This is a genomic window from Glycomyces sp. NPDC049804 (genome assembly GCF_040674615.1).
GTDB lineage: Bacteria > Actinomycetota > Actinomycetes > Mycobacteriales > Micromonosporaceae > Glycomyces > Glycomyces niveus.
This window is the reverse complement of sequence record NZ_JBFAMQ010000006.1, coordinates 91,632-104,347: the sequence shown is the minus strand read 5'-3', so window position 1 is coordinate 104,347 and position 12,716 is coordinate 91,632. Positions and strand designations below refer to the sequence as shown.

At 70.4% G+C, this 12,716-nt stretch carries 8 protein-coding genes; 4 read left to right on the top strand and 4 right to left on the bottom strand.

Annotated elements, in window-relative coordinates; all coding sequences use genetic code 11:
- Nucleotides 1-336: 336 nt before the first annotated feature.
- The 3 genes from AB0K52_RS11540 to AB0K52_RS11530 all read right to left on the bottom strand — a co-directional run bounded on the left by AB0K52_RS11540 (nucleotide 337) and on the right by AB0K52_RS11530 (nucleotide 4,437).
- Nucleotides 337-1,323 carry a LacI family DNA-binding transcriptional regulator gene (locus tag AB0K52_RS11540; protein WP_363529770.1) on the bottom strand — a complete coding sequence of 329 codons (987 nt, stop codon included), beginning with the start codon at nucleotides 1,321-1,323 and terminating at the stop codon, nucleotides 337-339.
- Nucleotides 1,324-1,513: 190 nt separating this feature from the next.
- Entirely contained in the window at nucleotides 1,514-2,467 is a 954-nt protein-coding gene (locus tag AB0K52_RS11535; protein WP_363529768.1) for an alpha/beta hydrolase, read from the bottom strand.
- Nucleotides 2,468-2,751: 284 nt separating this feature from the next.
- Nucleotides 2,752-4,437, bottom strand: coding sequence for a cellulase family glycosylhydrolase (locus AB0K52_RS11530; RefSeq protein WP_363529765.1), 1,686 nt, complete (start codon nucleotides 4,435-4,437; stop codon nucleotides 2,752-2,754).
- Nucleotides 4,438-4,836: 399 nt separating this feature from the next.
- Here AB0K52_RS11530 and AB0K52_RS11525 point away from each other — a divergent pair, with 399 nt between their 5' ends.
- The 3 genes from AB0K52_RS11525 (at nucleotide 4,837) to AB0K52_RS11515 (ending at nucleotide 9,847) form a co-directional block, all read left to right on the top strand.
- Nucleotides 4,837-6,891 carry a glycoside hydrolase family 36 protein gene (locus tag AB0K52_RS11525; protein ID WP_363529762.1) on the top strand — a complete coding sequence of 685 codons (2,055 nt, stop codon included), beginning with the start codon at nucleotides 4,837-4,839 and terminating at the stop codon, nucleotides 6,889-6,891.
- Between the two features lie 227 nt (nucleotides 6,892-7,118).
- Nucleotides 7,119-8,813 (top strand): hypothetical protein, encoded by a 1,695-nt coding sequence (locus AB0K52_RS11520; RefSeq protein WP_363529760.1) that lies wholly within the window; start codon nucleotides 7,119-7,121, stop codon nucleotides 8,811-8,813.
- Nucleotides 8,814-9,127: 314 nt separating this feature from the next.
- Nucleotides 9,128-9,847: a FadR/GntR family transcriptional regulator gene (locus AB0K52_RS11515; RefSeq protein WP_363529758.1), complete on the top strand. Its 720-nt coding sequence runs from the start codon at nucleotides 9,128-9,130 to the stop codon at nucleotides 9,845-9,847.
- Between the two features lie 4 nt (nucleotides 9,848-9,851).
- On the opposite strand, the gene AB0K52_RS11510 is transcribed toward AB0K52_RS11515, so the two are convergent.
- Nucleotides 9,852-11,405 carry an NAD(P)/FAD-dependent oxidoreductase gene (locus AB0K52_RS11510; protein WP_363529757.1) on the bottom strand — a complete coding sequence of 518 codons (1,554 nt, stop codon included), beginning with the start codon at nucleotides 11,403-11,405 and terminating at the stop codon, nucleotides 9,852-9,854.
- 279 nt (nucleotides 11,406-11,684) lie between these two features.
- Between AB0K52_RS11510 and AB0K52_RS11505 the strand changes: the two genes are divergently transcribed.
- Nucleotides 11,685-12,704 (top strand): LacI family DNA-binding transcriptional regulator, encoded by a 1,020-nt coding sequence (locus AB0K52_RS11505; RefSeq protein WP_363529754.1) that lies wholly within the window; start codon nucleotides 11,685-11,687, stop codon nucleotides 12,702-12,704.
- Nucleotides 12,705-12,716: the final 12 nt, after the last annotated feature.

Below are 12,716 nucleotides of genomic sequence, written 5' to 3'. Positions count from 1 at the left end.
TTGCGAATCCTCGGCGAGTCGGTGTCCGGGTCCGTTTGTTCGCTCGCAGTACCGCTGGACGGCTCGCAAGCGTCGCCGAGGCCGCGGAAGGCCCTCCGCATACCGGTGTCGCATGTGGAGGGCCGACAACGAAGCGAGCGGGGAACGGGCCGGACTGCCGCCCGGGGTTCCCGAACACCTAGGGCCTGTCCTGTGCATCAGGAAGCGGCGGTATCCGAGTCCGTTGGTTCGCTCGCAAGGCGGAAGGCCCTCCCTATGCCGGGGTGGTATCGGGAGGGCCGACAACGCGGCGAGCCGGGCCGGATGGCGACCGGTCTGATGGACCGGACCGGCCCCCTAAGCCGACTGGCGCCAGAGCATCTTGGACGCCACGACCCGGTTGATCGGGTCGAGCCGCGCGAAGTCGGCGGCGGCCAGCGCCTCCACGATGTCGAGGGTGTGCGCGGTGAGCCCTTTGCGGTCCAGCGCGATCGACGTCAGCGGCGGGTCGACCGCCTCGCCGAGCGCGAGGCCGTCGACGCCGACGATCCGCACGGCGCCGGGGACGTCGATGCCGAGCGCGTGGGCGCTCTGGACCGCGCCGAGTGCCATGAGGTCGTTGAACATGAGCACGGCGTCGGTGTCCGGGTGGCGGTCCATGAGCTCGGCGAAGGCCCTGCCGCCGCCGGAGATCGACTCCTCCCCGCGGACGACGGCGGTGAGCTGGTCGCCGACCGCCTCCTCGAACCAGCCGCGGCGCGGCGAGGGGCCGTAGACGCCGCCGTGCTCCTCCGAGTACGAGGAGTCGACCATCCCGAACCGGCGCGCGCCGCGCTCGCGGAGGGCGCGGATCGCTTCCACCACACCTGATTTGAGGTCGATGTCGACCGCGTGGATGCCGGGGAGCGCGCTCGGGGTCTCGAGTCGGACCACCGGCAGGCCCTTGGCCACGGCCAGCAGCTCCTCGTCCGAACCGGTGAAGTGCCCGATCACGACGTCGACCTGGTTCGACAGCAGGGTGATCGCCTCCGCTTCGGTGCCGGAGGAGGCCATGACGACCTGCCAGCCGCGCTCGGCGGCCGCTTCGACCAGGTCCCCGGCGAGCTCGGTGAAGTACGGGTTGCGGAACGAGGCCACGACCAGGCCGAGCGCGTGGGTCTTCTGCCTGGTGACGAGGTTGCGGGCGAACCGGCTGGGGCGGTAGCCGAGGCGTTCGGCGGCGGCCAGGACCTTGCGGCGGGTCGCGTCGCTGATGTCCCCCATGTCGTTCATCGCGCGGGTCACGGTCTGCCGCGAGACCCCCGCCTCCGCTGCGACGTCGAGGATCGTCACCCGTTTGGCCACTGCATTCCCTTTCGCTCCACTCGCCGTGCCGCTCGATCGGCGGTGCTCGATCCGGCGGTGCCCAATTCGACCATGACGCGCCCGCCGGGCCCGCAGTGGATGCGGGTCCGGCGGGCGCTGACGCTGGTCAGGCGACGGGGGCCGGGGCGCGGGCGGCGGGCGGCCCTGCCGGTCACACGCTCGTCCCCGCTCAGCCCCTGACGCCGAGGTCGGCCTCCCAGACGACGCCCGGGACGGCGGCGTCGTCGGCGAGCCGGTCGCGGGCGGCGGTGTCGCCGTACAGGCCCCACCGCATCCAGTCCAGATAGGTCTCCAGCGTGGCGCCCGTGTTCGGGCCGCCCCAGATGTACTCGTGGTGGCCCACGCCGGTGTGCGTCATGAACGCCTTCGGCGCGGGCAGCTCCGCGTAGGCCTGGCGCGCCAGGTCGAAGTGCGTGAGGGTGTCCTGGTCGCCGTGCACGAACAGGACCTTGGCCTTCACGTCGGGGGACGGGTCGCCCATGTCGATGCACGCGAACGGCACCGCGGCGGTGATCCGCGGGTCGGGCCACGCGGAGAGCAGGCCGTGGGTCGTCATGCCGCCCAGGGAGTGCCCCGCGGCGCCGACGCCCGCGTCGAGGGCCATGCGCCCGGCGAAGGGGTCGCCGGCCGTGTCGTTCAGTGCGAGCGTCCGCGAGATGACCTCGGAGACGTCCTTCGACTGGTTGCCGTTGTAGACGTCGCCCACGTTGCCCTCGGTGCCTCCCGAGGTGGTCGGGAAGACCGGCGCGGGGACGATGAACCCGGCTTCGGCCAGCGGGAGCACGAGCGCCCCGTAGCTCTCCGGGCTGCCGCCGAGGCCGTGGCTGAACTCGCAGACCGGGAAGACCCCGTCGGCGAGCGGCGCGTCCCGGACCGGTCCGCCGCCCGCGGCGCCGGTGGCGGGGTAGAAGACGCGCGTGACGAGGCGGCGGTCGCCGCGGTTCCACTGGAACTCGCGCACGCCTACCGCGAACGGGTCGGTCGGTGCGGTGCCGCCCTGGCGGGGCCGGCCGTGGCCGGGCCGCGGGCCGGCGAGCGCCTGGCCGATGCCGAGCGCGGAGGCTCCGGCGGCGGCGGTGCCGGCGAGGCCGAGGCTCAGGAGGGTGCGTCGTCGCATGGTCATGTCGTCGCTCCTCAGCGGGTCGCGGCCGGGAGGCCGAGTCGGTACGGGCGGGGAGCAGCGGCGTGCCGGGTGCCGGTGTTCCGTGCGGTGGCGGGGACGGTTCGGTTGCGGCGCATAGGCGTCGTCTCGCTTTCTTTCGCGATTCTCGGAGCGGTCTCCGAAGCCAACGGTTCCAAACTATAGATATCGTTCGATATCGGGTCGAGACGTGACGGCGGAAGGGATCGCTGACGGCATGGCGAAGGGGCGGCGCGAGTGCGCCGCCCCTGGTCGTCCGTTCGCGGTCAGGCGACGGTGCCGGTGACGACGTCACCGTTCTTGGTCACGGTGTACTCCATGACCGCGCCGCTCCAGAAGTAGAACGTCAAGGTCACCGGGGCGCCCTCGTCGATCGCGGCGAGCATGTCCTTGGTGAGTTGGATGGTGTGGTTCTTGTAGTCGGGCCGGAAGTGGTCCCAGAACCCCTTGTAGGTGGTCCAGTCGTGGGGGCCGGCGCCGGTGCCGTCGGCGTAGACGGCTTCCATGGTGGCCAGCTGGTCGCCGTTGAACTGCGTCGGGATGAGCAGCGACTCGGCGGTGCCGGTCGCGTCCTCCTGCACGGGGTTCTCGTAGCTGATGACGTTGAGCTTCCACGGCATGCCGGCGGAGAAGCGGACCTCGAGCTGGGCCTTGGTGCCCGGCGCGCGGTCGCCCAGGATGCCCGTGAGGACCTTCGCCTTGACGGTGAGGGTGTCGCCGTCGAGGGTGTAGTCCTTGCCCGCCTTGAGCTTCGTGTTGCCGAAGTAGAGGCCGGTGAAGTCGAGGCCGTTGTAGTTGAGGGTCACGGACTTGTCGGCGACCTTGTCGGTGGAGTCGACGAACACGAGGTCCGAGGAGGCCGTGCCCGAGCGGGTGGTCCAGCCGCTGCTGGTGTAGCCGTACTCCTCCTGGTCGCGCCACCGGTGCATGAAGCGGTCGTAGAGGGTGCCGTTGTCCCACAGCATGGTGGTGATGCCGCTGGTGCGGGCGAGGTAGGTGAAGTGCTCGAAGAACTTCAGGGCCTCGCCTCGCTCGACCTTGCGCTGGTAGTGGTCGAGCAGGCCGTACTCGCCGATGATGACCGGGATGCCCTTGGAGACGAAGGTGTCGACCTGGCGCTGGAAGTCGCCCTCCAGGATCGCCTGGTACTCCTCGGTGTACTTGGTGCCGCCGGCGATGTTGACGCTGAAGGGCCAGTAACCGTACTGGTGCGTGGTCGCGGCCAGCATGGGGTCGTCCAGCTCCTCGATCTCGGCGGCGAGGGCGTCGAGGTGCTCCTGCGCGGCGTTGGTGTGGACCGTCTCCAAGACCAGGAGGCGGTCGTCGTTGTCGCCGCCGGAGTTGCGGACGATCTCGTGGAACGAGGCGTTCAGCTCGGCCATGAGGGCGTGGTTCTCCTCAGTGCTGACATCGTTCCAGCCGACCTCGTTCATCGCCTCGAACACCAGCTGCTTCGGATAGTCCTTGAAGGTCTCCGAGATCTGGACCCAGGTGGCGTCGAACTGGGCCAGGACCGCGTCGTGCTGGGCGGGGTCGGAGAACTTGTTGAGGTACTGCCACGAGTCGTGGTGCGTGTTGATCATGACGTAGAGGCCCTCGGCGAGCGCCTGGTCGACGACCTCTTGGACGCGGGCCATGACGTCGGGGTCGATCTCGTAGTCGGGCGCCGGTCCGGTGTGGGTGTTCCAGCTGACGGGCATCCGGATCGAGTTGAACCCTTCGGCGCGGATGGCCTTGAAGAAGTTCGCGTCGGGACGCGGGTTGCCCCAGGTGGTCTCGTCGGCGTCCTCGTCGCCGCAGCACATGGAGTCGAAGGAGTTGCCGAGGTTCCAGCCGGGCTGCATGGCCGCGACGATCGCCTCGGCGGTCTGCGGCTCGGGGTCGGCGGCTTGGGACGCGGCCGGGACGGCCAGCAGTGTGAGGGTGAGCGGGGCGGCCAGGAGCAGCCTCATTGCCTTGCGTATCAAAGGAGTTTCCCCTTTCGGCGCACCTGGGGACGGTCCGCGGCGCGGCCGCGGGGAGGTGCGGGGTGGGCGGGTGCCGGCCCGGCTCCAGACGGGATGCCGTTGGGCGCGATATGGAAAGAGTGCAATATCTCGCTGCCGGTGTCAATGTTTGGACGGCCGATGAAACTAAAAGTTCCGGAACCGTGACCTAGTGGCGGATAGATCCGACCTATTCGCCGACCGGCTTGACCGCCCGGGAAGTCTGCCATGAAATGACCGGGTACGGGCGACCGACGACGGCCGATTCATCGGGTTTTTCGGGACCGGGACCTTGCGCTCACCCGCGCCCGCGACTAGCTTGATTCGATGACACCATGTGACCTATGATCCAAAGTGGAGCGTTCTGTGGCAGCGACCGATCCCCGGCCCGACGTCGAGCCTGACTTCGAGTGGACCCTTCCCGGACTGCACCTCGGGTTCGACCACGCCGACGACCGGCCGGTGCGGCTCGTGCGCTTGGCGACCGGTCCCGACGCGCCTTCGGCCGCCGCGCCCTGGGCGATCGTCGACGTCATCACGCCCGGCGAGCATCGCGCCCGCAACAACCAGAGCCTCCTGCACTCCGGTGCGGGCCAGCGCCTCCGGTACGTCGACCACGAAGCGGAAGACGATGAGCTGCGGGTCCGCCAGCGCGATCCGCGGACCGGCCTCGAGGTGACCAGCGCGTTCCGCGCCGCCGGGCCGGGACTCCAGCTCCGGCACACCGTGCGCAACGGGTCCGAGCGCGAGGTCGTGGTGCTCTCGGTGAGCTCCCTGGTCGTGGCCGTCCCCGAAGGCGAGCACGAACTCCTGTGGGGCGAGAGCGAATGGCTCGCCGAGGGGCGCTGGCGGCAGCGGCCGCTCGCGGAGCTGCTGCCCGACGTGAACGTGCCGTTCCACGGCCAGTACTCGCGCGGGCGGTTCGCGCTGACGAGCCACGGGAGCTGGTCCACCGGTTCGGTGCTGCCGACCGGTGTGCTGGTGAACCGATCGGGGCCGTCGCTGGCGTGGCAGGTCGAGACGAGCGCGGGCTGGCACTGGGAGGTCGCCCAGACCGGTCCGACGGTCACCGTGGGGGTGAACGGCCCCACGGACCTGTTCCACCAGTTCGCGGTGCGGCTGGCCCCGGGCGAGGCGTTCACGAGCGTGCCGGCCGGCCTGTGCGTCGCGGACGGCGGGCGGGACGCGGCGTTCGCGGCGCTCACGGAGTACCGGCGCGCGATCCGGGAGCTGCGGCCGGTCGACGCGCGGCTGCCGGTGGTCTACAACGACTTCATGAACACGCTCATGGGCTGGCCGACGACGGAGCGGCTGCTGCCCCTCATCGAGTCGGCGGCGGCCGCGGGCGCGGAGTACTTCTGCATCGACGCGGGCTGGTTCGCCGAGATGGAGGGCAACTGGTGGACGGGCGCGGGCGAGTGGCGCGAGGCGCGGGGCCGGTTCGACGGCGGGCTGCTCGCGGTCGTCGACGCGATCCGCGCCAAGGGGATGCGGCCCGGGCTGTGGCTGGAGCCGGAGGCGGTGGGCGTCGACTCGCCGCTGGCGGAGAAGCTTCCCGAGGAGGCGTTCTTCCGGCGTTTCGGGGAGCGGGTCGAGGAGGCCGGGCACTTCCAGCTCGACCTGCGGCATCCGGCGGCGCGGGCGCATCTGGACGAGACGGTGGACCGGCTCGTGGACGAGTTCGGGCTCGCGTTCTTCAAGCTCGACTACAACACGAACTCGGGGGTCGGCACCGAAGTGGACGCCGCCGGCGCCGGTGCGGGGCTGCTGGGGCACACCCGGGCGTTCCGGGACTGGCTGCGGGAGGCGCAGGGGCGGCATCCGCATGTGCTGTTCGAGAACTGCGGTTCGGGCGCGATGCGCATGGACTACCACGTGCTGTCGGTGGCGCATATGCAGTCGACGAGCGATCAGCAGGACTTCCGGCTGTACGCGCCGATCGCGGCGGCCGCGCCGGCGAGCGTGGTGCCCGAGCAGGCGGGGAACTGGGCGTATCCGGCCGCGTCGATGAGCGTCGAGGAGACGGCGTTCGCGATGACGGCGGGCGTGATGGGGCGGATGTACCTGTCGGGGTTCCTGGGCGACTTGCGGGTGGAGCAGTCCTCGCTCGTGCGTGAAGCCGTTGCGCTGCATAAGGACTGGAGGCATCTGATCGCGGCTTCGACGCCGGTCTGGCCGCTCGGGCTGCCGGGCTGGGACGACGAGGTCGTGGCGCTCCAGCTCGACGCGGGCTCGCGCTCGCTGCTGGCGGTGTGGTCGCGGGGCGCGGCCGCGGAGGTCGCGCTGCCGGGGCTGCGCGGCCGGACCGTGGAGCAGGCGTATCCGATCGCGTTGCCGCAGTGGGCGATCCGCGGCGGCGGTGGCGTGCCGGTGCTCGAGGTGCCCGCGGGCCCGGCGGCCCGGATCTTCACCGTGAGGTGACGATGCATCAGATGTCTGCGTCGAATCCACGTGCGTATGAGCGGTTTTGACGGTCTGACAGGCGTCACGACTCCGCATCGATCGCGATACATCTGATCTTTATGCGCCTCAGGGGTTGCGAGAGCAACTCGGCCTCCCCTACGTTTGTTTAAAGGCATATCCAAATTTACAGATCCCCTGCCGCCGACCCCTTCCCCCGCGGCGGCACGAATTGAAAGGCCGATGACGTGCCCGACTCCTCTTCCGCATCATCGATGCGCCGCCGCTCGCTGTTCAAGGCCGCCGGGCTCGGCGCGGTCGGCGCTGCAGGGCTCCCCTTCGCCGCCGCCTGCTCCGACCTCAAGACCGGCGAAGGCTCCACCCAGACGACCGAGGGCTTCGACTTCCTCCCCGAATACAAGGAATGGCCCCTCCCGGCCGAGCCCGACCTGGTCGGCAACCCGCCGAACCACCCGTCCGCCTTCACCTCCTACCCCGAACCGGTCGAGGGCGTCACCGAGGTCGCCTCGGGCACCGGCTCCTACGAGTTCACCGTGCCGTTCTGGGGCGAGGCCCCCTCGAACGACGACCCCTACTTCGCGGCGCTGCGCGACGCGTGGGGCGGGACGAACATCGCGCTGCGCCAGGCCGACGGCAACACCTACGCCGACACCTCCGTCCAGTGGCTCAACGCCAACGAGTACGGCGACGGCATCCTCCTGTTCAGCTGGATGCTCGGCTCGCACACCAACTTCCCCGAGACGGTCGTCAACTCCTTCTACGATCTGACCGACATCGTCAAGGGCGACATCTCCGAGCGCTGGCCGCTCCTCGCCGGCCTCCCCACCGACTCGTGGGCCCAGTCCGTGTGGTCCAAGGACCCCGCCGACCCCGAGACCGCCCGCATCTACGGCATCCCCGGCTCCTTCCACGGCGGCGTCGGCAACGCCATCCTCGCCCGCACCGACCTCCTCGAAGAGGCCGGGATCGCCATGCCGACCACGGTCGAAGAGCTCCTGGACGCCGCCCGCGCCTGGTCGGACGACGCGAACGGCAAGTGGGCCTTCCCGGGCATCGACTGGATCCTGCCGCAGCAGTTCGGCATGGTCGGCTACGACGGCTGGTCCTGGGACGAGGAGCAGGGCAAGCTGATCCACGACTGCGAGACGCCCAACTTCACCGAGCTCATGGAGTTCCGCCGCGCGCTGTGGGACGAGAAGCTCATCCACCCCGACGCCCCCACGGGCACCCTGGACGGCAACGCCCTCCACGCGGCCGGAAAGGCCCTGTTCGCCCAGGTCAACCTCGTGCGCTGGTACGAGTACACGAACCTGATCAAGACCGGCCTCGCCCAGGGCACGGTCGCGCCGCTGCCGATGCTCGGCGCCAAGGGCCGCACCCCGGTCGTCTCCGCCGCCGCCTCCGTCGACGGCTGGACCTTCCTCAACAAGGACCTCTCCAAGGAGCAGGTCGAGGAGATCCTGGACGTCGCCAACTGGTGCTCCGCGCCGTTCGGCACCAAGGAGTGGGAGCTCATGGAGTACGGCGTCGAAGGCGCCGACTTCGACTACGACGCCACCGGCAACCCGGTCCACACCGAGCACGGCGCCAAGATCGTCCAGGCCCCGGTCAACTTCAAGCAGTTCTCCGGCAAGGTCCAGAACTTCCTCACCGGCGACCCCGAAGTGGTCCAGCAGCACTTCGAGTGGAACGCCGCCCTCCAGCAGTACATCGTGCCGAACCTCTTCGAGGGCGTGCGCGTCGAGGCCCCGGCCGCCGCGAAGTCCGCCGCGCAGACCTTCAGCGACCAGCAGAACGACATCGCCTACGGCCGCGCCGAACTCTCCACCATCCCCGACATCGTCGAGACCTTCATGACCAACGGCGGCGAAGAGGCCCGCACCTTCTACACCGAGATCTTCAAGAGCCTCAACGAGAAGTGACCCCGTCCGGGCCGGCGGCCGCGTTCATGCGGGAGCACTTCACCGAGGCCGCGATGACGGAGGCGATCAAGGGCTGACAACAAGCGTCCCGGGGGTCCGCCCCGGGACGGCCGCGAGCGCGATGTGAGGGTCGGGGGGTCGATTCGCCGTCGTACTGCGCGCGGCCGGGGGCCTTCCGCCCCGGACCGGCAGGTGCACACTGCCGGACCGGGACCGGAAGGCCCCCTTCGCATACCACCGCGCGCGGCACGTCTGTGGCGGGAATGATCCGATGATTCTTGCGGTTCGCAGGCGACTCGGCGATACTTGCACGCATGTCCCGCACGGACGATGTCGTCAACGGCATCAAACACATGATCCTCAACGGCGAGATCCAACCCGGAGAGCGCCTGCCGGTGGAGAAGGACCTCGCCGAGACCCTGGGCGTCTCCCGGGGCTCGCTCCGCGAAGGCGTCCGGGCCCTGTCGATCCTCGGCATCCTCAACTCGCGGCAGGGCGACGGCACCTACGTGACCGACCTCGACGTCTCCCAGCTGCTCTCGCCGATGGGATTCGTGGTCGACCTCCAGGGCGAGGGCCAGACCCGCCACATCCACGCCATCCGCCGCCTCCTCGAATGCGAGGCGGCCCGGCTCGCCGCCACCCGGATCACCGACGAGGCCCTCGACGAGGCGGGAGCGCTGCTCGACGAGGCCGGCCGCATCCTCGAGGAGTCCCCCGAGGCGCACGAGCGGATCATCGAGATCGACATCGCGTTCCACCGCATCATCGCCGCCCACACCGGCAATCCCGTGCTCACCGGCATGATCGAGACGTTCGCGAGCCGCACCGTCAGGGAGCGGCTGTGGCGGAGCCTCCGTGAAGAGGGCATCGACCGGCGCACCCACGGCGAGCACCACGCCATCTGGCGGGCGCTCAGCCACCACGACCCCGACTCGGCCCGCGTCCGCATGGCCAACCACCTGCTCGGCGTGGAGGACTCCCTGCCGTTCCTGCCGTCCGAAGAGGACGAATCGCCGGAGGCGGACGCCTAGCGCCTCATCCGGCCTCGAGCACCGCCATGGCCGCGTTATGCCCGGGGATACCGCTCACGCCGCCGCCGCGCACCGCCCCCGCGCCGCAGAGGAAGACGTTCGCGTGCTCGGTCTCCACGCCCCACCGGCCAGGATCGGCTTCGGCCCGGAACGGCCATGACAGGTCGCGGTGGAAGATGTTCCCGCCCGGCAGCCGCAGGTCCCGCTCGAGGTCGAGCGGGGTCTTCGCCTCGATGCAGGGCGCCCCCTCGGCGTCCACCGCGAGGCAGTCGGCCAGCGGCTCGTCCAGGTAGCGGTCGAGCTGCGCGACCGTGGCCGCGAGCAAGCGCGCCTTCTCGTCCTCCGGGCCGTCGAACAACCTTGCGGGCGTGTGCAATCCGAAGAGAGTGAGCGTCTGGAACCCCTGGCGCACCAGGTCGTCGCCGAGGATCGAGGGATCGGTGAGCGAGTGGCAGTACACCTCCGACGGCGGGTGCGACGGGAGCCGCCCGGAGGCCGCCTCGGTGTACGCGGCCTCCAGCTGCGCGAACGACTCCGACACGTGGAAGGTCCCCGCGAACGCCTCGCGCGGGTCGACCCCGGTGTCCCGCAGCCGCGGCAGCCGCTTGAGCAGCATGTTCACCTTGAGCTGCGCCCCTTCGGCCCGCTCGGGCCGCTCCCGGCCCAGCAGCGCCGCCAGCGCCTCGGGCGAGGCGTTCACCAGCACGTTCCGGGCCTCGACCGTCCCGCTGCCGTCCGCATTCGCGTACGTCACCTGGGCGCGGGCGCCGTCGGTGGCGAGCGCCGTGACCTCGTGGCCGGTGCGGATCTCCGCCCCGGCGGCCCCGGCGGTGGCGGCGAGCTCGTCGGTGAGGGCGCCCATCCCGCCGATGGGCACGTCCCAGTCACCGGTGCCGCCGCCGATCACGTGGTACAGGAAGCACCGGTTCTGCCGCAGGTCCGCGTCCCAGGCAGAGGCGAAGGTGCCGATGAGCCCGTCGGTGAGCACGACGCCGCGCACGAGGTCGTCGGTGAAGGCCTGCTCGATGGTCTCGCCCAGGGGCTGCTGGAAGAACATGCCCCAGATCCGGTCGTCGCCCACGCGCCCGCGCAGTTCGTCCTCTGTGGGCAGCGGCTCGGTGAGGGTCGGGAACACGCGCTCGGCGACGTGGGCGGCCTTTCCGTAGAAGTCCTGCCAGGCCTCGAATTCCCGGTCCGATCCGGTGAGACGCGCGAAGGACTCCCTGGTGCGGAAGACATCGCGCGTGACGAGGAGTCCGGTGTCGCGTCCCCCGCGTTCGGTCGGGGTGTACGAGGAGACGGCGCGCTTGCGCACCTCGAACCGCAGGTCCAGATCCTCCACGATCTTGCGCGGCAGCAGGCTCACCAGGTACGAGTACCGCGACAGGCGCGCGTCCACCCCGGCGAACGCGGGGGCGGAGATCGCCGCTCCTCCGGTGTGCCCCAGCCGCTCCAGGACGAGGACGCGCTTTCCCGCTCGGGCGAGGTAGGACGCGGCGACGAGGCCATTGTGACCACCGCCGACGATCACGGCGTCATAGGACTGGCGCAGAGGCATCCCCATTCCTAACACGCCCCGGGCCCGGCCGGATCGGGTTGGCGCCGCTCAAGCCCAAGATCGGCGGGCCAGGCCTTCCAGGTGCCGTTGTCCACGGTCACCACCTCGGACGGCCGCGGTCGCTCGACCGCGGCCGGACGCGTCGTTGCGCAACCGTGACCTGAGCGTGGCCCGGTTGTGGCCGAGCGGTCGTAGATTCTCGGTTAATCGATTAACAACTTTCGGCGGAGACGTCTTAGCATGTTGGTTAATCGATTAACCTATGAAGGGAAGTCAACGGTGACCAAGCAGCCCCGATTGGCCGACGTCGCGCAGGCGGCCGGCGTCTCCACTGCCACGGCCTCCATGGCGCTCAACGAGACCGGCGGACGGCGCATCGGCCCCGAGACCCGGGAGCGGGTGCGCGCCGCCGCCGCGGAGCTGGGGTACCGGCCGAACACGGTGGCGCGGGGGCTGCGGACGCGGCGGACCCAGATGATCGGGTTCGTCGGAGACGATGTCGCGACCACGCCCTTTGCGGGGCAGATGATCCGGGGCGCGCACGATGCGGCCCGCGAGGCGGGGTTCCTGCTCCTCATGGTCGACACCTCCGGCGACCCGGCCGAGACCGGCGAGGCCATCGCGGCGCTTCAGGAGCGCCAGATCGACGGCATCCTGCTCGCGACCATGTACCACCAGGTCGTCGAGGTCCCGGCCGCGATCGGTTCCACCCCTTGCGTGCTGCTCGACGCGCGGACTCCGGACGGCTCCGCCTCCTCCGTCGTCCCGGACGAGCGCGGCGGCACGCTCGGGGTGCTCGACGAACTGACCGCGGCCGGTCACACCCGCATCGGACACGTCACCACCTCCGAGGACGTGGAGGCCCGCGCGATCCGGCTCGCGACCTGGCGCGAGCGCGTCACGGCCGGCGGCCTCGACCCCGACGAACTGCTCGTGGAAGTCCCGGCCTCGACCACCAGGCCCGCCCACGAAGGGGCGCTGCAGCTCCTCGGCCGACCCGATCGGCCGACCGCGATCTTCTGCTTCAACGACCGCATGGCGATGGGCGTCTACCGCGCCGCCGCCGAACTCGGTCTGAGCATCCCCGGCGACCTTTCCGTCGTGTCCTACGACGACCAGGAACTCATCGCCCCGGATCTCTTTCCCGGCCTCACCTCGGCCGCCCTCCCCCACTACGAGATGGGGCGCTGGGCGGTCGTGGAACTGCTGCGCCGCCTCGACGATCCCGAGGCCGCGCCCGTGCAGCACCTCATGCCCTGCCCGACCGCGAGGCGGCACTCCGTCGCACCGCCCCGATGAGGCGCCGGCAGC